This is a genomic window from Georgenia sp. Marseille-Q6866 (assembly GCF_965111665.1).
Map to the genome: position 1 here is coordinate 80,737 of NZ_CBCOOR010000007.1, position 18,166 is coordinate 98,902.

The window sequence follows — 18,166 nt, forward strand, 5'->3', positions numbered from 1 at the left end:
CTGCCGCCCACGCGTCCGCGCCGCCCGCAGCCCACCGCCCGCCGACGGCCGACTTACCGCCGACGGCGGGGCGTGTGCGCCCTGGGCGAACGAGTCAGCCGAGCCGGAGGTCGACGGCGTCGGCGTGGGCGGGCAGGTCCTCGGAGACGGCGAGCGCGCGCAGCGGCCCGGCGACCTTCCGCAGCGCGGCGTCGTCGTACTCGATGACCTGGACCGGCTTGAGGAAGGCCATGACGCTCAGGCCGGACGCGAAGCGGGCCGTGCCACCGGTGGGCAGCACGTGGTTGGAGCCGGCGAGGTAGTCCCCCAGCGGCACCGGGCTGTAGGGCCCGACGAAGATCGCGCCCGCGTTGCGGATGCGCTCGGCCACCGCGGCGGCGTCGGCGGTCTGGATCTCGAGGTGCTCGGCGCCGTAGGCGTCGCACACGGCGATCCCCTGCTCGAGGTCGGTGACGAGCACCGTGCCGGACTGCGGGCCGGACAGGGCGGTGCGGACACGCTCGGCGTGCGTCGTCGCGGCGGCCTGGCGCTCGATCTCGACGTCGACGGCGTCGGCCAGCTCGGGGCTGTCGGTGACGAGGACGGAGGCGGCGGCGGGGTCGTGCTCGGCCTGGGAGATGAGGTCGGCGGCCACGTAGCGGGGGTCCGCGCCGGCGTCGGCGAGGACGGCGATCTCCGTCGTGCCCGCCTCGGCGTCGATGCCCACCCGGCCCATGACGGCCCGCTTGGCGGCGGCGACGAAGATGTTGCCGGGCCCGGTGACGACGTCGACGGGCGCGCACAGCTGCGCGCCGTCGGGCGTGCCGTCTTCGCCCGCGGCCCCGTAGGCGAGCATGCCCACGGCCTGGGCGCCGCCGACGGCGTAGACCTCCTCGACGCCGAGCAGCGCGCAGGCGGCGAGGATCGTCGGGTGGGGCAGGCCGCCGAAGGCCTGCTGGGGCGGGCTGGCGACGGCGAGCGAGCGCACGCCGGCCACCTGCGCGGCGACGACGTTCATGACGACGCTCGAGGGGTAGACCGCGAGGCCGCCGGGCACGTAGAGCCCCACCCGGCTCACCGGCACCCAGCGCTGGCGGACGTGGCCGCCGGGCAGGATCTCGGTGTCCCGCTCGGCGGGCAGCTGCGCGGTGTGTCCGGCGCGGTTGTGGGCGATCGACAGCTCCAGGGCCTCGCGCACCTGCGGGTCGAGAGCCTCGAGCGCCTCGGCCAGGGCCTGGGCCGGCACCCGCAGGTGCTCGGGCCGCACGCCGTCGAAACGCTCGGCGAGGTCACGCAGGGCGGCACCGCCGCGGGCGCGGACGTCGTCGATGATGGGGAGCACCTGGGCCATGGCGGCCTCGACGTCGAGCGTGGCGCGCGGGAGCACGTCGACGAGGGCGGCGGGGGCCAGGTCGCTGGCGCGGAGGTCGATTCGCCTGAGCATGGACCGATCGTATGCCGCGCGGCAGGGCGCGGCGGGGGCCGTCCAGCCCACGACAGGGCATGATCGGTGCCATGGAAGCGCAGCACGTCGTGCCCGTCGAGGGGGAGATCCGGCTCGGCCAGTTCCTCAAGCGCGCCTCGCTCGCCGAGTCGGGGGCCCACGCCCGCGAGCTCATCGCCGACGGCGAGGTGAGCGTCGACGGCGTCGTGGAGACCCGCCGCGGCCGCCAGCTGGCCGCCGGCGCACGCGTCGAGGTGAGCACGCCCGGCGGGGTGCTCGTCGCCGTCGTCGGCTGACCGCTACAGACCCACCGCCCCGAATCTGTGCGGGTCCACACCCCGCCGCCCGCCCGCCACTCGTTAGCGTGGCCGGTGTTCCCCACGAGAGGTATTCCATGACCACGACCACCCCCGCTGCCGTCCTCGCCGACTCGCTGCCCGCCGGGCTCGTCCGCGACGCGTCCCTCGTCGCCGGCGCCGCCCTCGTCACCGGCGTGCTGTCCCAGGTGGTCGTGCCGCTGCCCTTCACCCCGGTGCCGCTGTCGCTCGGCACCTTCGCCGTCCTCCTCGTCGGAGCCTCGCTCGGACCGGTGCGCGGGACCCTGAGCATGCTGCTCTACCTCGCCGCCGGCGTGGCGGGCGTGCCGTGGTTCGCCGAGCAGTCGGCGGGGTGGCACACCGCCTCCTTCGGCTACGTCATCGGCTACGTCGCGGCTGCCGGCATCGTCGGTGCCCTCGCCCGGCGCCGCGCGGACCGCAGCCCCCTGTCGATGGCCGGCGCCGCCGTCCTCGCTACCCTCGCCGTCTACGCCGGTGGCGTGCCGTGGCTCATGGTGAGCCTTGGCGTCGGCCTCGGGGAGGCGCTCGTCCTCGGCGTGCTGCCCTTCCTCCTCGGTGACGTCCTCAAGGCCGCGGCCGCCGCCGGGCTGCTGCCCGCCGCCTGGCGCCTGCTCGGCCGCCGGGACTGAGCCGCCGCCGGCCGCGGTGACCCGGCTCGCGCTCCTCGAGAGCGTCTTCCTGCCCGCCTCCGTCCTCGAGCCGCTCGCCGATGAGCTCGAGCGTCTCGGGTCGCCGGCCACCGTCGTCGGGGCGGAGCCGGCTGCGGATCCCGAGCAGGTCCTCGCCGCGTACACCGCCGCGCTCGGGGCCCGGCGCTGGGACGTCGTCGTCGCCCACTCCAACGCCGGTCTCTACGTCCCCGCCCTCACCGGGACGGCGGGAGTCGAGCGGGCCGTGTTCATGGACGCCGTGCTGCCCGCGCCCGCCGGCGGCGCCCACGATGTCGCACCCGCAGCGCTCCGCGAGGCGCTCGGTGCCGTCGAGGAGGACGGGCTGCTCCCCCGCTGGACCGACTGGTGGCCGGAGGAGGACGCCCGCGAGCTCTTCCCCGACGCGCGCACCCGGGCCGGCGTCCACGCGGTGACGCCGCGCGTGCCCGCGGCCTACCTCCGCGGCAGCGTCCCCGTCCCCGCGGGGTGGAGCGCGGCCCTGCGCGGTGCCTGCCTCACCTTCGGGGACACCTACGCGGCCGAGCGGGACCGCGGCCGGCGGCTGGGCTGGCCTGTGCGCACCCTGCCGCTGCACCACCTCGGCTTCCTCACGGACCCGGCGGAGGTCGGACGCGCCGTTCACGAGCTGGCGACGGCGACCGGCTGAGCCCGCCGGGCCGGGCCGAACTTTTCACACGGCTGTCTCCCGGACGTAACGTCCCCGGAACGCGGGTCGGCCAGCCTGGGGGCATGGACAAGCACGGGGACCCGACGGACGCGCTGGCCTGCGAGGTGTGCGGGCGGCTGCCCGAGCCGCGCAAGGCACGTCGGACGGCCGCGACCGTCGTGGCCTTGCTCCCGCTCGAGCTGGCGGTGCACGCGGCCGTCGTGGCCAGCGACCTCCCGCTCCTCACCAAGGTGCTCGTGCTCACGGTGACGGCCACCGCCCTGGCCGTGTGGGTCGCCGAGCCCTCGGTGACCCGGCTGCTGCGGCGCTGGCTGCACGGGCCGATCCTGCGCGAGCGTCGGCGCCTCGACGCCGCCGGGTCGCTGTGGCGGCTGCGGACCACGGTGCGGGACACCCCCGGCAGCCTCGAGGCCATCACCCGGCAGCTGCGCCTGCTCGACGGCAACATCCTCGGCGTGCAGGTCCAGCCCGGGACCGACGGGGCGGTCGACGAGTTCGTCGTCGACGTCCCGGAGTGGATCACCGCGCGGGACCTCGTCGAGGCCGTCGAGGACGGCGGGGGCCGCACCGTCCAGGTGTGGCCGACCACTGCGCTGGCCCTGGTCGACAACCCGACCCGGGCACTGTGCACCGCCCTGCGCGTCGCGGAGGCGCCGCACGAGCTTCCCGAGGCGGTCGCCGACCTGCTCGGTGCCGAGGTGGTCGACGGCGGGCCCGGTGACCCGGCCTCCCACCTGTCCGGCGACGCCACACGGATCAAGATCCACGCCGGCTGGCGCGGCGCGGTCGTGCTCGCCCGGCCGGGTCAGCCGTTCACGCTCGCCGAGTCGGCCCGTGCGCACCGCCTCGCCGAGCTCGCCGAGCTCGTCGACGGTGTCCGGCTCACCGGCCTGGGCGGGGCCACCGCTCACGCCGAGGGCTGAGCCCCGAGCCGGGTCTGCTAGACGAGGCAGCCGGGGCCGAGGAGCGTCTTGAGGTCCCCGAACAGCGCGGTGGAGGGCTCGACGCGGAAGGTGTCCTCCAGGCGCATCGTCGTCGACCGGCCGGGGCTGGTGAGCCGCAGCCGCACCTCCGAGCTGCCCGGGTGGTCGGTGAGGATGCCCTTGAGCCGCTCGACGAGCGGCGCCGTGCACCGGTTGGCGGCGAGCGTGAGCTGGACCGGCCCGTCGGTGGCCTGGGAGACGTCCGGCAGGGTCATCTCCGCGGCGTAGATCGTCGGGATGTCGTCGCGCCGGTTGAGGCGGCCACGCACCGTGATGATCGAGTCGTCGGCGAGCATCGTCGAGACCGTCGAGTAGGTCTGCGGGAAGAAGAGCACCTCGATCGCGCCCTCGAGGTCCTCGACGGTGGCGATCGCCCACGGGTTGCCGTTCTTCGTCATCTTCCGCTGCAGGGAGGTGACGAGGCCGGCGATCGTGACGTTGGAGCCGTCGGGGCGGGTCTCGTCGGTGAGCAGCGTGGCGATCGAGACGTCGGCGGCGCGCTGGAGCACGTGCTCGAGCCCGAACAGCGGGTGGTCCGAGACGTACAGGCCGAGCATCTGGCGCTCGAAGGCGAGCTTCTCCGGCTTGTCCCACTCGGGCAGGTCGGGGATGTCGATGGTGAAGCCGGCGCCGCCCGCCCCGCCGTCGCCGCCCAGGCCCGCGAAGAGGTCGAACTGGCCGACCGCCTCGTTGCGCTTGACGTCGATGACCATGTCGATGGCCTCCTCGTGGCGGGCGAGGAGAGCGCGGCGGGTGTGGCCCAGGGAGTCGAAGGCCCCGGCCTTGATGAGCGACTCGATGGTGCGCTTGTTGCACACGACCGCGGGCACCTTGTCGAGGAAGTCCTGGAAGGAGGTGTACTCCCCCTTCTCCTCGCGGGTGGCGATGATCGCCTCGACGACGTTCACCCCGACGTTGCGGACCGCGGCGAGGCCGAAGCGGATCTCCTCCCCGACGGCCGCGAAGGAGCCCACGGAGGTGTTGACGTCGGGCGACAGCACGCTGATGCCCATGTGGCGGGCCTCGCCGAGGTACAGCCCCAGGCGGTCCTTGTTCACCTGCGTGGAGGTGAGCAGGGCGGCCATGAACTCCGTGGGGAAGTTCGCCTTCAGGTACGCGGTCCAGTAGGAGATGATCCCGTACGCCGCCGAGTGGGCCTTGTTGAAGGCGTAGTCGGAGAAGGGCAGGAGGATGTCCCACAGCGTCTTGACCGCCGCCGGGGAGTAGCCGCGCTCGAGCATGCCGGCCTCGAAGCTGGCGAACTGCTTGTCCAGCTCGGCCTTCTTCTTCTTGCCCATGGCGCGCCGCAGCAGGTCGGCCTGGCCGAGCGTGTACCCGGCGACCTTCTGCGCGATCGCCATCACCTGCTCCTGGTAGACGATCAGGCCGTAGGTGGTGCCGAGGATCTCGGCGAGCGGCTCCTCGAGCTCGGGGTGGATCGGCTCGATCGCCTGCTGGCCGGTCTTGCGCAGCGCGTAGTTCGTGTGGGAGTTCGCGCCCATCGGACCGGGCCGGTACAGCGCGCCGACGGCGGAGATGTCCTCGAAGTTGTCGGGGCGCATGAGGCGCAGCAGCGTGCGCATGCCGGCGCCGTCGAGCTGGAACACGCCCAGGGTGTCCCCGCGGCCGAGCATGGCGTAGGTGAGGGGGTCGTCCAGCGGCAGACGCTCGAGGTCCGGGACCTCCTTGCCGTTGCGCTCGATGTTCTCCAGCGCGTCGTCGATGACGGTGAGGTTGCGCAGCCCGAGGAAGTCCATCTTGAGCAGCCCGAGGTTCTCGCACTGCGGGTAGTCGAACTGCGTGATGATCGCGCCGTCCTGCGGGCGCAGCATGACCGGGATGATGTCCTGCAGCGGCTCGCTGGACATGATGACGGCGCAGGCGTGCACGCCCCACTGCCGCTTGATGCCCTCCAGGCCCTGGGCGGTCTCGACGACGGCTTGCGCGTCCGGGTCCGCGGCGTGGACTTGGCGGAACTCCTCGGCCTCGGCGTAGCGCTTGTCACGCGGGTCGAAGATGCCGGCGAGGGTGATGTCCTTGCCCATGACCGACGGCGGCATGGCCTTGGTGAGCTTCTCCCCCATCTGGAAGGGGAAGTCCAGGACGCGCGCGGAGTCCTTGAGGGCCTGCTTGGCCTTGATGGTGCCGTAGGTGACGACCTGGGCGACGCGGTCGTCGCCGTACTTCTCGGTGACGTAGCGGATGACCTCACCGCGCCGGCGCTCGTCGAAGTCGACGTCGAAGTCGGGCATCGAGACGCGGTCGGGGTTGAGGAAGCGCTCGAAGATGAGGCCGTGGACGAGGGGGTCGAGGTCGGTGATGCGCAGCGCGTAGGCGACCATCGAGCCGGCGCCGGAGCCACGCCCCGGGCCCACGCGGATGCCCTGGGACTTGGCCCAGTTGATGAAGTCGGCGACGACGAGGAAGTAGCCGGGGAAGCCCATCTGGGTGATGACCTCGACCTCGTACCGCGCCTGCTTCTCGACGTGGTCGGGCACGCCGTCGGGGTAGCGGTACTTCAGCCCCTTCTCGACCTCCTTGACGAACCACGAGTGCTCGTCCTCCCCCGCGGGCACGGGGAAGCGCGGCATGTAGTTGGCGCCGTCGGCGGAGGTGCGGAAGGTGACGTCGCACTGCTCGGCGACGAGCAGGGTGTTGTCGCAGGCCTCGGGCAGGTCGCGGAAGACCTCGCGCATCTCGGCGGCCGGGCGCAGGTAGTAAGTGTCCCCGGTGAAGGCGAAGCGGCTGCCGCCCTGGTCGTAGCTCGGCTCGGTGAGCTTGCTACCCGACTGCAGGGCGAGCATGACCTCGTGGGTGCGTGCGTCGTCCGGGCGCGTGTAGTGGGAGTCGTTGGTGGCCAGGAGCGGCGCGCCGATGTCCTTGGCCAGGCGCAGGAGGTCGCCCGTGACTCGGCGCTCGATGTCCAGGCCGTGGTCCATGAGCTCGACGTAGTAGTTCTCGCGGCCGAAGATGTCCTGCAGCTCGCGGGCGGCGCGCAGCGCCTCGTCGTACTGGCCGAGGCGGATGCGGGTCTGCACCTCGCCCGACGGGCAGCCGGTGGTGGCGATGAGGCCCTCGGCGTGGGTCTCGATGAGCTCGCGGTCCATCCGCGGCCACTTGCCCATCTGGCCCTCGATGGAGGCGCGCGAGCCGAGCCGGAAGAGGTTGTTCATCCCCCGGTTGTTCTTCGCCAGCAGGGTCATGTGCGTGTAGGAGCCGCGGGCGGAGACGTCGTCCTTGGCCTGGTGCTCCTCGCCCCAGCGCACCCGGGACTTGTCGAAGCGCGAGGTGCCGGGCGTCACGTAGGCCTCGAGCCCGATGATGGGCTTGACACCGTGCTTCTGGGCACTGGACCAGAAGTCGAAGGCCCCGAAGAGGTAGCCGTGGTCGGTGATCGCCAGGGCGGGCTGGCCCATCCGGGCGGCCTCGCCCAGCAGCTCGTCGACCTTGGAGGCACCGTCGAGCATCGAGTACTCGGTGTGCACGTGGAGGTGGGTGAAGTTGTCAGATCCTCCAGCAGCCATGCTCGCCAGTCTAGGTCGCGGGACCGACACGACCGGCCACCTCGGGGCGAGATCCAGGTCGCTCGGCGTGTCGCCGCCGCCGTCTGCGTGAGGCGGCCACGACGACGTCCGCGGCGGCGGCGCGAGACGTCTCCGCTGCCCCGCCGGGCCGGTCAGGACTCGACCAGCTCCGGCTCCCAGTGGGCGAACCGCGCGAGCGACGACAGCGCAGCGGTGGCGGGCGTGGCGCGCACCATCAGGTCACGCACGGCGACGAGCGGCGCGGACCGCAGCTCGTGCCCGAAGCGGCCGCTCCAGCGGGAGGCCCTCGCCACCGCCTGCGACCGCGGCCGCCGGGTGCGGTCGTAGACGCGGAGCGCGGCGGGGACGTCGCCCTCGTACCGGGCCACCGCCCGCCCGAGCACGACGGCGTCCTCCAGTGCCTGCGCCGCGCCCTGCCCGAGGTTCGGTGTCATGGCGTGGGCGGCGTCCCCGAGGAGAGCCGCAGCGCCGGTGACGTAGCTCGGCAGTGGCACGGCGAGGTGCTGCAGGTCGTGGCGCAGCACGGCGCCCGGCTCGGCGGCGGCGAGCAGCTCGGGGATCGGGGCGTGCCAGCCTGCGAAGCGCCTGCGCAGGTGGCCGACCTCGTCAGCGAACCGGTGCCCGACGGGGGCGCCGGCGACGGCCGCGAACCAGTAGACCCGCCCGTCCACCAGGGGCACCGTGCCGAACTCCGTGCCCGGGCCCCAGGTGACGGGACCGACGAGGTCGAGCGGCCACCTGTCTGCGGTCACCGAGCGCCAGGCCGTCACGCCCGTGTGGGCGGGACCCGGGTGGTCGGGCCAGAGCGTGCGACGCACGGCCGACCTGATGCCGTCGGCCCCGACGACGACGTCCGCCGTGAGCGTGTGCCGCTCCCCGCCACGGACGAAGCTCACCGTCGCGGGCGGTCCGGCGGTGACGTCGAGGACCTCGGCCCCCGTGACGAGCGCGCCGGCGGGCAGCGCGTCACGGAGCACCCGGTGCAGCTGCTCCCGGTGGATCCCGACGACCGAGGGGCCGAGCTCCCGCTCCAGGGCGGCGCCGTCGACCCGCGCGAGCCAGCGTCCTGAGGGGTCCCGCAGCCCGCCCCCGCCCTGCGGCGCGGCGGCGGCGCGGACGGCGTCGGCGAGGCCGAGCTCGCGCAGCGCCCGCTGCCCGTTCGCCATGATGGTGAGTCCCGCGCCGATCTCCCCGCCCTCGGCGGAGCGTTCCAGCACGGTGACGTCCCAGCCAGCCTGACCCAGCGCGATCGCCGCGGCGAGCCCGCCGATGCCGCCGCCGACGACGACCCCGGTGCGTCCACGGTCGACCACGACGACTCCTCTCGGCGTTCAGCGCCCGGCGGGCTCACCACCGGTGAGCGACATCATGCCGCAGCCGGGTGGCGTCGGACGGGATCTCCCTGTCGTGGCGGCGGGCGACCGACCGCGCCCGGTCACGGGCGGACGGACGCCCCGGCACCGACGGCTCTGCGCGCGATGTCGCCCGCCACGAGCTCGGCGTCCGGGACGACGCCGAGGGAGTTGTGCGAGGAGAACCGGTGCTGGAAGAGCTGCCCGAGGACGTAGAGCCCGGGCTGGCCGGCGACGGCGCCGCGGTCGTTGTCGAGGAAGCCGGAGGAGTCCAGCCCGGGCAGCTCGATCCAGTCGTGGCCGGGAAGGAAGCCGGTGGCCCACACGACGTTCGTCACGTCGAGCACCTCACCGTCGGCCGTGACGGGCAGGCCATCGACGACGTCCGTGACGCGTCCGGCTCGCCGCACGTCCGCACCGGCGAGGTCCTGGGGCTTGACCCGGATGAGGGGCGTGCCGTGGCCCGACAACAGCTTCTCCCTCGACCTGCGGCCGGGCGGGGTGTCCCGCGTGAGCACGTGGTTCCAGGCGAAGACGATGAGGGGGAAGACGGTGAGCATCGCCTTGGACTCGATACGGAGCGGGACATGGCCCGGGTGGCGTCCGCACAGCACGACGTCGTGGGTGGCGGCGAGCTCGAGGGCGATGTCCGCCCCGGAGTTCGCCGCACCGACGACGGCGACGCCGCCCGGCTGCAGCTGGGCGGGGTTGCGGTAGTCGACCGAGTGCAGCTGCACGATCCCGGAGGAGAGCCGCCGGGCGAGGGCGGGAACGTTCGGGACGCGCTCGGCGCCGGTCGCCAGGACGACGTTGGCGGCGGTGAAGGTGGCCGCGCCGGCGGTCACCTGGAACCGGTCGCCGTCCCGGAAGAGCCCGTCGACGGCCACCCCCGTCCTCACGTCCATGCCGACGCGCCCGGCGTAGGTGCTGAGGTAGGCGGCCATCTGCGCGCCCGAGGGGAAGAGCTCGTCGCGCGGGAAGGGCATGCCGGGCAGCCCGAGGCTGCCCGCGGGGGTGAACATCCGCATCGTGTCCCAGCGGTGGTTCCACCCTCCGCCGACGCGGTCGTCGCCCTCGAGGATCGTGAACGGCAGCCCGCGTCGGGCGAGGTGGTAGCCGGCGACGAGTCCCGCCTGTCCGGCACCGATGACGATCGTGTGGTCCATGGCCTGCTCCCTGGGTCGCTCCGACGGCTCGAACGTTACGGAGGGACAGGGGCCGGCCACATCGGTGGAACCACCCAACCTGGGACGACGGCGGGAGTGGGTACCGCCGCCGGGTCGCGCGTCGGGATCAGAGCAGCTGCCACGCGGCGGCGCGCGCCGTGGCGGCAGCCCGGCTGGTGACGTCGAGCTTGGTGAGGATGTTGCTCACGTGCCGGTCGACCGTGCGCTCGCTGAGGACCAGGCGCTCGGCGATGATCCGGTTGGTGGCCCCGGTGGAGACGAGCCGCAGCACCTCGACCTCTCGTGCGGTGAGCAGCTGACGGGCTCCCCGGTCCAGCGCCTCGACGTCCGGCCCGGCACCGAGGCTCGTGAAGATCTCCCGGGCGGTGTCCCGCTCGCGGTCGGCGGACTCGACGTCACCGAGGGCGTGGCAGGCCGCCGCCATGAGCGCCCGGGCACGCGCCTCCTCGTAGGGCACCGCGGTGCGCAGCCAGGTGGTGAGGGCACGGCGCGCCCCAGCCCCGGCCTCCGCGGGCCTGCCGGCCACCAGGGCGAGGCGCGCCTGCGCCTGCGCGGCGACCGCGCGGACGAGGTCACTGTCCTGCCGCTCGGCGAGCACCAGCAGCTCCTCGACTGCGGCGCCCGCCCCGGGCTCGTCCCGCACGGCGAGCAGGACCTCCACCGCCCCCGCGAGCAGCGGCACCCGGCGCGCCACCGCGCTCGGCTCGACCAGGGCACGGCGCACCATGGCCGCCGCCGCCTGGGTGCTGCCCCGGGCGAGGCGGAGCAGGGCGAGGCCGGGCTGGGGCTCCCACCCGCCGCGAGCAGCGGCCGCGTACGCCGCGTCGGCGTCCCGCCACCGGCCCTGGAGCCGGGCCAGGTCACCGCGCACGGATGCCGCGAGCGCCGCGGACGTGCGGTCGACGTCGTCGTCCAGGCCGACGAGCAGGGCGTCGGCTCCGGCCCAGTCCCCCACGAGCTGGCGGAGCTCGGCGCGGCGCACCCGACACTCCCCGACGAAGCCCGCCATCTCCGGCTGGGTGGCGCACCACCCCGCCATGGCGTCGGTCCACTCGTGCGCGCGGTCGATGTCGTAGACCTCCCAGCACCCGGAGACGACCCCGCAGTAGACGATCCCGGTGACCATGGAGGACGCGCGGTCGGCGGTGACGACGACCATGGCCTCGTCGAGCAGGGCGCAGCCCTCCTGCACGAGGCCCGCGGCGAGGCGGACGAGCCCGGCCTGGTGGAGGGCCAGGGCGGCGAGGTCGGGGTCGGCGGACTCGTGCGCCGCGCGTACGGCAGCGACGGCCAGGTGGGCGGCGCCCTCGAGGTCGCCGCCGCCCGCGGCGGGGAACGAGCGCGCGAGCGACAGGTATCCCGCGAGCCGCTCGTCGCCTCCTCCCGCCGCGAGCCGTTCGAGCCGCTGCAGCCAGCCCGTGCCGTGGGCGAGCTCCCCGTCGTGGAGGTGCTGTGCCGCGATCCAGAACGAGCTCAGCGCCGCTGCGCCGTGGTCGCCGCTGTCGAGGTGCCGCTGGTAAGCCAGCTCCCGCGCGGCGAAGTACTCGTCCATCCGGTGGAGCAGGTGGGCGCACTCCGCCATCTGGTCCAGGTCCCGCGGGTGGAGGGGCCCGGTGCGCTCGGCCTCGCGGAACGCGGCGAAGGCCGTGGCCCACCGCCGGTCGGTGTGCGCCGACCGGGCGCGGGTGAGGGCGTCGCTGCTCACCTGCCCAGTATGGCGCGCAGAAGGGCAGGCGCGGCGCCGCGTCAGCCGCGCGTGAGCGTGCGGGCCATGTCCTGGTGCCAAATCGCGGCGTCGAGGTACCGCTCGCCGGACACGACGGAGAAGCCGAGCCGCTCGTAGAAGCCCATCGCCGACTCCTGGGCGCTGAGGACGACCTCGACGGCGGGCGGCTCGCCCGCGGCGTGCCGCTCGAGGGCGAGGTCGACCAGTGCGGTGACGAGCCGTGCGCCCACCCCGCGGCCGCGTGCGGCGGCGTGCACGGCCAGGCGTCCGAGGTGGACGTGGCCGGGGGCGTCGAGGAGCAGGCGCCCGGTACCGAGCACCTCGCCGGTGGTCCCGTCGACGGCGAGCACGTGGGTGGTCGTGGGGGCCTCGTCGAGCTCGTCGACCTCGATGTCCGCCGGCACGCCCTGCTCGTCGACGAAGACGGCGAAGCGCACCGCCCACGCGGCCTCGAGCTCGGCGCGGGTGGTGACGGTGCGGACCTCGACGCTCACCGGCGTCCCTCGCGCACCATCTCCAGCGCCGCGGCGAGGTCCTGCGGGTACTCGCTCGTGACGACGAGCGGGCGGCCGTCGCGCGGGTGGGCGAAGCCGAGGCGCACGGCGTGCAGCCACTGCCTCGTCAGTCCCAGCCGCTGGGCGAGGACGGGGTCGGCGCCGTAGGTCGTGTCCCCCAGGCAGGGGTGACGGACCGCGGAGGTGTGGACCCGGATCTGGTGGGTGCGCCCGGTCTCGAGGTGGATCTCGAGCAGGGACGCCCCGGACATCGCCTCGAGCGTCTCGTAGTGGGTGACGGCGGGCTTGCCGTCGGCGACGACGGCGAAGCGGTAGTCGTGCCGCGGGTCGCGGCCCACGGGCGCGTCGATCGTCCCGGCGAAGGGGTCCATGTGGCCCTGGACCAGGGCGTGGTAGACCTTCTCGACCGTCCGCTCCTTGAAGGCGCGCTTGAGGACGGTGTACGCGAGCTCGGACTTGGCCACGACCATGAGGCCGGACGTGCCGACGTCGAGCCGGTGGACGATGCCCTGCCGCTCGGCCGCCCCGGACGTCGAGACGCGGTAACCGGCGGCGTGGAGGCTGCCGACGACGGTGGGGCCCTGCCAGCCCGGGCTGCCGTGGGCGGCCACCCCGACGGGCTTGTCGACGACGACGACGTCGTCGTCCTCGTAGGCGATCCTCAGGCCGGCGACCGGCTCGGGCGGCGGTGCCGACGGCGCGTCGGGCAGGGTGACCTCGAGCCACCCCCCGGCCACGAGCCGGTCGGACTTGGCCAGGGTGCGGCCGTCGAGCACGACCCCGCCCTCGGTGGCCAGCTCCGCGGCGCGGGTGCGGGACAGGCCCAGCAGCCGTGACAGGGCGGCGTCGACCCGCTCGCCGGCGAGGCCGTCGGGGACGGGCAGGGAGCGCGTCTCAGGCATCGTCGTCGGAGGTGGCGAGGCGGATCTCGCGGCGGCTGCGCGGGCGGCGCCGGGAGCTGGGGCCGGAGGCCTCCCCGGACGTCTCGTCCTCGTCGGCCGGCTGCGTCTCCTCGGCCGGCCGCACCGCGGACCACGTGGGCGTCACCGGGGCGGGAGCCGGTACGTCACCGCGCGGCGCGGGACTGGTGGGGGCGGAGCCCGCCCCGCTCACCCAGGTGGCGACATCGACGCCGTCGTCGTCGGTGGCGCGCGGCACCTCCGGGGAGAAGTCGCCCTCCTCGCCGAGCGGCTCCTCGCTCACCGGCTCGGCGTCGTCGTCGTCGGGTGCGACGTCGTCGTCCTCCCGGTGGCTGACGGTGCGGGTGCCGTCGACCTCGATGCCGAGCAGCGCGAGGAGGGCGATGAGGATGGCAGCGAGCACGATGGCGATGTCGGCCACGTTGCCGACGAACCAGCCGTTGTAGTTGATGAAGTCGACGACGTGGCCGCGCGCGAAGCCGGGCTCACGCAGCAGCCGGTCGTAGAGGTTGCCGACCGCCCCACCGAGGAGCATGCCCAGCGCCAGTGCCCAGGCTCCCGAGCGGAGACGACGGGAGACCCGCAGCACGACGACGATGACGACGACCATGATGATCGTGAAGACCCACGTCATGCCGGTCCCGAGGGAGAACGCCGCCCCGGGGTTGTAGATGAGCTGCCAGCCGAGGAGGTCGCCGACGAGGGGGACGTACACGCCCTGGGTCAGCCGCTCCTCGGCGAGGTACTTCGTCACCTGGTCGATGCCGGCGATGCCGAGGGCCAGGGCGACGAGGAGGATGACCATCCCGCGTCGGCCCCGCTGCTGCTGGGTCATGCGTTCCCTTCCTAGACGTGCGACGACGGCGGCGGCCCCGTGGGCCGCCGCCGTCGTGTCACGCTCAGCGACCGAACTGTGCCGAGCCGGAGTCACCACGCCCGGAGACGTTGCCGCGACCCTCGACGTCGGAGAGGAGCGACTCGAGGTAGCTCTTCAGACGCGTGCGGTAGTCGCGCTCGAAGACCCGCAGCTCGTCGATCTTGCGCTCGAGGAGCGAACGCTCCTGCTCGAGCTGGGCGAGCGTGCGGTTGTGGGTGTCCTCGGCCTCGCGCACGATGCGCTCCGCCTCGGTGCGCGCCTCGTGAAGGATGCGCTCACCCTCCTGCTTGCCGTTGTTGACGTACTCGTCGTGCACGCGCTGCGCCAGGGCGAGCATGCCGGTGGCCGAGGTCGGCTCGTCGGCGTTCTCGGTGACGCTCTCGGCCGGCGCAGGTGCGGCGGCCGCGGCGGGCGGCGCAAAGGAGGGCTGCGGCTCGGGCTCGGGCTCCGGCTCGGGCTCCGGCGCCGGCTCGGGCTCCGGCTCCGGCTGCGGCTCCGGCGCCACGGCGACCGCCGTGGGCTGCTCGCCGCTGCTCAGCTCGGCCACGCGGCGTTCCGCCGCGGCGAGCTTCGCCTTGAGCTCCTCGTTCTCACCGCTGAGCGTGCTCAGCGTGTTGACGACCTCGTCCAGGAAGTCGTCGACCTCGTCCTGGTCGTAGCCCTCCCGGAACTTCGTCGGCTGAAACTTCTTGTTCAGCACGTCGTCTGCTGTGAGCAGCGCCATAGTCGTCACCTCAGTAAGTCAGTCGTTCGGTCGTGAGCGTCGCGCGTCTCACGGGTCCACGTTAGCGGAACGTTACTAGAGCCAGCACGTCACGGGGTTCACATGCGTCACGGGAGTGACAGGGAAGCTGCCACGCGCATCGCGATGCTCACACCCAGGAACAGGATGATGAAGCCCAGATCGAGCGCCACCGGACCCAGTCGGAGCGGCGGGATGTAGCGGCGCAGCCAGTTCAGCGGCGGGTCGGTCAGCGTGTACACGAGCTCTGCCAGCACGAGGAGAACGCCCCGTGGCCGCCAGTCGCGCGAGAACACCTGCACCCAGTCCAGGACCAGCCGCCCGATGAGGACGACCAGGTAGAGCAGGAGCAGGAAGTAGACGATCGAGAAGACGAGTTGCACGTCTCAGCTCTGGTTGAACAGGCGGCCGGGGCCGGTCTCGGGCTGGCCCGAGTCGGTGGCGACCTCGACGCTGGCCGGGGAGAGCAGGAACACGCGGTTGGTCACCCGCTCGATCGAGCCGTGCAGGCCGAAGACGAGGCCGGCGGAGAAGTCCACCATGCGCTTGGCCTCGGTCTCGCTCATGCCGGTGAGGTTCATGATGACGGGCGTGCCGTCGCGGAAGGCCTCGCCGATGACCCGCGCCTCGTTGTAGGTCGTGGGGTGCACCGTGCTGATCCGGCGCAGGTCGTGCTCGACGGGCTCGGGGGCGGGCACCACGCGCATGGGCGTGACCTGGGCCCGCGGCTCCTCGCGCTCGGGGCGGGCCTCGGGGGCCGCCGGCTCCTCGTGGCGGGGGACGTCGAGCTCGTCGACGTAGTCCCCCTCGTCCTCGGACAGTCCGAGGTACGCCATCGTCTTGCGCAGTGCTCCGGCCATGACTGCTCCCGTCTCGAGTTCTGCGATCACACCTCGTGCCGCTCCTTGTCGTGACGCTAGACCAGGGCGGAGCACACTCCGCGCACCGAGGTGCGGCGTGTCGTCGCCGGGTTTCGCGCGCTCTCAGGCGGGACGGACGACGCCGACGAAGCGGCCGGTGACGCCGTCGCGCCGGAAGGAGTAGAAGCGCTCGTCCTCGCGGGTGCACGCGTCCACGTGCTGCACGCGCCGGACGCCGCCCGCGGCGAGCTGGGCGAGCACGCCGGCGGGGATGTCGAGGGAGGGGGTGCCCCACGCCGTCGTGCCTGACGCGGCGGGGACGACGGCGGCCACCTCCGCCCGCAGCGCGGCCGGGACCTCGTAGCAGCGGCCGCAGATGCTCGGGCCGAGGGAGGCGTGGAGCTCGGGCAGCGCGGCCCCCTCGGCGGCGAGGGCCGCGAGCGTCGCGGGGACGACGCCGTCGGCCAGTCCCTGGCGGCCGACGTGGACGGCGGCGACGAGCGCGCCGTCGGGCGTGGCGAGGAGCAGCGGGACGCAGTCGGCGACCATGACGGCGACGGCGGGCGTGCCGGGGCCGCTGCGCCGCCCCACAAGGGCGTCACACTCCCCCTCGGTGGTGCGGCCGCGGCCGGGCTCGCCGGTGACGACCTGCACCAGCGGGGTGTGCCGCTGGGTCATCCACGCGACGCGGGAGCCCAGCTCCCGGTCGAGGAGCGCACGGTTCGCGAGGACCCGCTCCTCGTCGTCACCGACGTGCAGGCCGAGGTTGAGGCCGCCGCTTCCGCCGGCGGCCGCGTAGGGGCCAGCGGAGACGCCACCGGCGCGCGTGGTGAAACCACCACGCGCGCCGGGACCGAGGTCAGCGGGCTCGAGCACCGCTGGTCAGCGCAGGAAGTCGGGGATGTCGAGGTCCTCCTCGCGGCGGCTGCGCACCGGCTCCTCGTCGAAGACGCGGGGCACCTCCAGGCCGCGACGCTCGCCCTCGCTGCCCGCGTAGGCGGGCACCGGCTGGGCGGGCTGCTGGACCGGCTCGGGGCTGGCGGCGACGGGCGGCTCCGGGGCGCTGGGCGCGCTCGGGAGCGTGACCGGGGCGGCGGCGCGGCGCGCCGGGGGGAGCGGCGCCGGGGCCTTGGTGCCCGGGTCGTCGAAGCCCGCCGCGATGACGGTGACGCGCACCTCGTCGCCGAGGGCGTCGTCGATGACGTTTCCGAAGATGATGTTCGCCTCGGGGTGGGCGGCCTCCTGGACAAGGCGGGCGGCCTCGTGGATCTCGAAGAGCCCGAGGTCGCTGCCACCCTGGATGGAGAGCAGGACGCCGTAGGCGCCGTCGATGCTCGCCTCGAGGAGCGGGGAGGAGATCGCCAGCTCGGCGGCCTGGACCGCCCGGTCCTCACCGCGCGCCGAGCCGATGCCCATGAGCGCGCTGCCGGCGCCCTGCATGACGGACTTGACGTCGGCGAAGTCCAGGTTGATGAGGCCCGGGGTGGTGATGAGGTCGGTGATGCCCTGGACACCGGACAGGAGGACCTGGTCGGCGCTCTTGAAGGCGTCGAGCACCGACACGTTGCGGTCGGAGATCGACAGCAGGCGGTCGTTGGGGATGACGATGAGCGTGTCGACCTCGGCGCGCAGCGCCTCGATGCCGGCCTCGGCCTGGGTCGAGCGACGGCGCCCCTCGAAGGTGAAGGGCCGCGTGACGACGCCGATGGTCAGCGCGCCGAGCGAGCGCGCGATCCGCGCGACCACGGGTGCGCCACCGGTACCGGTGCCACCACCCTCGCCGGCGGTGACGAAGACCATGTCCGCGCCGCGGATGACCTCCTCGATCTCCTCGGCGTGGTCCTCGGCGGCCTTCTTGCCGACCTCGGGGTCAGCGCCGGCGCCGAGCCCACGCGTGAGTTCCCGGCCGACGTCGAGCTTGACGTCGGCGTCGCTCATGAGCAGCGCCTGTGCGTCGGTGTTGACGGCGATGAACTCCACGCCCTTCAACCCGACCTCGATCATCCGGTTGACGGCGTTGACACCGCCGCCCCCGATGCCCACCACCTTGATCACTGCTAGGTAGTTCTGCGGTGCCGCCACGTCGGCCCCCTCACTTGAGTCTGCTGCTGGTCCTCGGCCAACCCTCAACCTCTAGTTGAGCGTTAGACTTATGTCATTCTTGCGCACCCGGAACGCTAGGTCCCCGGTGCTGCCCCGGCAACGACCACCGTGGGTGTGTCGCGCCCGGATGTCGGGCTGCCGTCCGGGCATGTGCCACAAAGGCGCTCCGGACGTCGGGCAGCGGGCGCTGATCCGGCCTGCGACCTTGATCGGAGGTCGAGCCGGCTCCCGCCCCGCGGCCTTTGTGGCACATGCTC

At 73.6% G+C, this 18,166-nt stretch carries 17 protein-coding genes; 4 read left to right on the forward strand and 13 right to left on the reverse strand.

Annotated features, from left to right (window positions below; genetic code table 11):
* Positions 1 to 94: 94 nt before the first annotated feature.
* Positions 95 to 1,423 (reverse strand): histidinol dehydrogenase, encoded by a 1,329-nt coding sequence (hisD, locus tag ACWPXV_RS08045; protein WP_454084750.1) that lies wholly within the window; start codon positions 1,421 to 1,423, stop codon positions 95 to 97.
* A gap of 71 nt (positions 1,424 to 1,494) precedes the next feature.
* On the opposite strand from hisD, the gene ACWPXV_RS08050 reads away from it, so the two are divergent.
* The 4 genes from ACWPXV_RS08050 to ACWPXV_RS08065 all read left to right on the forward strand — a co-directional run bounded on the left by ACWPXV_RS08050 (position 1,495) and on the right by ACWPXV_RS08065 (position 4,022).
* On the forward strand, positions 1,495 to 1,719 hold the full coding sequence (locus tag ACWPXV_RS08050) for an RNA-binding S4 domain-containing protein (protein WP_454084751.1): 225 nt from the start codon (positions 1,495 to 1,497) through the stop codon (positions 1,717 to 1,719).
* A 98-nt stretch (positions 1,720 to 1,817) separates the two neighbouring features.
* On the forward strand, positions 1,818 to 2,390 hold the full coding sequence (locus ACWPXV_RS08055; RefSeq protein WP_454084752.1) for a biotin transporter BioY: 573 nt from the start codon (positions 1,818 to 1,820) through the stop codon (positions 2,388 to 2,390).
* Between the two features lie 16 nt (positions 2,391 to 2,406).
* Positions 2,407 to 3,078 (forward strand): hypothetical protein, encoded by a 672-nt coding sequence (locus ACWPXV_RS08060; protein WP_454084753.1) that lies wholly within the window; start codon positions 2,407 to 2,409, stop codon positions 3,076 to 3,078.
* Between the two features lie 83 nt (positions 3,079 to 3,161).
* Positions 3,162 to 4,022, forward strand: coding sequence for an amino acid-binding protein (locus tag ACWPXV_RS08065; protein WP_454084754.1), 861 nt, complete (start codon positions 3,162 to 3,164; stop codon positions 4,020 to 4,022).
* A gap of 17 nt (positions 4,023 to 4,039) precedes the next feature.
* On the opposite strand, the gene dnaE is transcribed toward ACWPXV_RS08065, so the two are convergent.
* From dnaE to ftsZ, 12 genes are all read right to left on the reverse strand, one after another.
* On the reverse strand, positions 4,040 to 7,606 hold the full coding sequence (gene dnaE / locus ACWPXV_RS08070; protein WP_454084755.1) for a DNA polymerase III subunit alpha: 3,567 nt from the start codon (positions 7,604 to 7,606) through the stop codon (positions 4,040 to 4,042).
* 152 nt (positions 7,607 to 7,758) lie between these two features.
* Positions 7,759 to 8,940, reverse strand: a complete 1,182-nt coding sequence (locus ACWPXV_RS08075; RefSeq protein ID WP_454084756.1) for an FAD-dependent monooxygenase — start codon at positions 8,938 to 8,940, stop codon at positions 7,759 to 7,761.
* Between the two features lie 122 nt (positions 8,941 to 9,062).
* Positions 9,063 to 10,145 (reverse strand): flavin-containing monooxygenase, encoded by a 1,083-nt coding sequence (locus ACWPXV_RS08080; protein WP_454084757.1) that lies wholly within the window; start codon positions 10,143 to 10,145, stop codon positions 9,063 to 9,065.
* Between the two features lie 127 nt (positions 10,146 to 10,272).
* A complete protein-coding gene (locus ACWPXV_RS08085) occupies positions 10,273 to 11,871 on the reverse strand; it encodes a LuxR C-terminal-related transcriptional regulator (RefSeq protein WP_454084758.1) in 1,599 nt (532 codons plus the stop codon).
* 41 nt (positions 11,872 to 11,912) lie between these two features.
* Positions 11,913 to 12,386: a GNAT family N-acetyltransferase gene (locus ACWPXV_RS08090; protein ID WP_454084759.1), complete on the reverse strand. Its 474-nt coding sequence runs from the start codon at positions 12,384 to 12,386 to the stop codon at positions 11,913 to 11,915.
* The gene (locus ACWPXV_RS08095) at positions 12,383 to 13,309 is read right to left on the reverse strand and encodes an RluA family pseudouridine synthase (RefSeq protein WP_454084760.1); all 927 of its coding nucleotides are present in this window, start codon (positions 13,307 to 13,309) and stop codon (positions 12,383 to 12,385) included. Before ACWPXV_RS08095 ends, ACWPXV_RS08090 begins: the two co-directional genes overlap by 4 nt.
* Positions 13,302 to 14,162: a signal peptidase II gene (gene lspA, locus ACWPXV_RS08100; RefSeq protein ID WP_454084761.1), complete on the reverse strand. Its 861-nt coding sequence runs from the start codon at positions 14,160 to 14,162 to the stop codon at positions 13,302 to 13,304. Before lspA ends, ACWPXV_RS08095 begins: the two co-directional genes overlap by 8 nt.
* A gap of 64 nt (positions 14,163 to 14,226) precedes the next feature.
* Entirely contained in the window at positions 14,227 to 14,928 is a 702-nt protein-coding gene (locus ACWPXV_RS08105; protein ID WP_454084762.1) for a DivIVA domain-containing protein, read from the reverse strand.
* 107 nt (positions 14,929 to 15,035) lie between these two features.
* A complete protein-coding gene (locus tag ACWPXV_RS08110; RefSeq protein ID WP_454084763.1) occupies positions 15,036 to 15,329 on the reverse strand; it encodes a YggT family protein in 294 nt (97 codons plus the stop codon).
* A gap of 3 nt (positions 15,330 to 15,332) precedes the next feature.
* Positions 15,333 to 15,806, reverse strand: coding sequence for a cell division protein SepF (locus tag ACWPXV_RS08115; protein ID WP_251305123.1), 474 nt, complete (start codon positions 15,804 to 15,806; stop codon positions 15,333 to 15,335).
* Between the two features lie 123 nt (positions 15,807 to 15,929).
* Positions 15,930 to 16,682, reverse strand: coding sequence for a polyphenol oxidase family protein (locus ACWPXV_RS08120; protein ID WP_454084764.1), 753 nt, complete (start codon positions 16,680 to 16,682; stop codon positions 15,930 to 15,932).
* A gap of 6 nt (positions 16,683 to 16,688) precedes the next feature.
* A complete protein-coding gene (gene ftsZ, locus ACWPXV_RS08125; protein WP_454084765.1) occupies positions 16,689 to 17,888 on the reverse strand; it encodes a cell division protein FtsZ in 1,200 nt (399 codons plus the stop codon).
* Positions 17,889 to 18,166 lie beyond the last annotated feature (278 nt).

What these genes read in the sequence shown, in the direction of transcription:
- hisD (WP_454084750.1), bottom strand. Translation starts at nt 1,423, where the DNA reads ATGCTCAGGCGAATCGACCTCCGCGCCAGCGACCTGGCCCCCGCCGCC.
- ACWPXV_RS08050 (WP_454084751.1), top strand. Translation starts at nt 1,495, where the DNA reads ATGGAAGCGCAGCACGTCGTGCCCGTCGAGGGGGAGATCCGGCTCGGC.
- ACWPXV_RS08055 (WP_454084752.1), top strand. Translation starts at nt 1,818, where the DNA reads ATGACCACGACCACCCCCGCTGCCGTCCTCGCCGACTCGCTGCCCGCC.
- ACWPXV_RS08065 (WP_454084754.1), top strand. Translation starts at nt 3,162, where the DNA reads ATGGACAAGCACGGGGACCCGACGGACGCGCTGGCCTGCGAGGTGTGC.
- dnaE (WP_454084755.1), bottom strand. Translation starts at nt 7,606, where the DNA reads ATGGCTGCTGGAGGATCTGACAACTTCACCCACCTCCACGTGCACACC.
- ACWPXV_RS08080 (WP_454084757.1), bottom strand. Translation starts at nt 10,145, where the DNA reads ATGGACCACACGATCGTCATCGGTGCCGGACAGGCGGGACTCGTCGCC.
- ACWPXV_RS08095 (WP_454084760.1), bottom strand. Translation starts at nt 13,309, where the DNA reads ATGCCTGAGACGCGCTCCCTGCCCGTCCCCGACGGCCTCGCCGGCGAG.
- lspA (WP_454084761.1), bottom strand. Translation starts at nt 14,162, where the DNA reads ATGACCCAGCAGCAGCGGGGCCGACGCGGGATGGTCATCCTCCTCGTC.
- ACWPXV_RS08105 (WP_454084762.1), bottom strand. Translation starts at nt 14,928, where the DNA reads ATGGCGCTGCTCACAGCAGACGACGTGCTGAACAAGAAGTTTCAGCCG.
- ACWPXV_RS08115 (WP_251305123.1), bottom strand. Translation starts at nt 15,806, where the DNA reads ATGGCCGGAGCACTGCGCAAGACGATGGCGTACCTCGGACTGTCCGAG.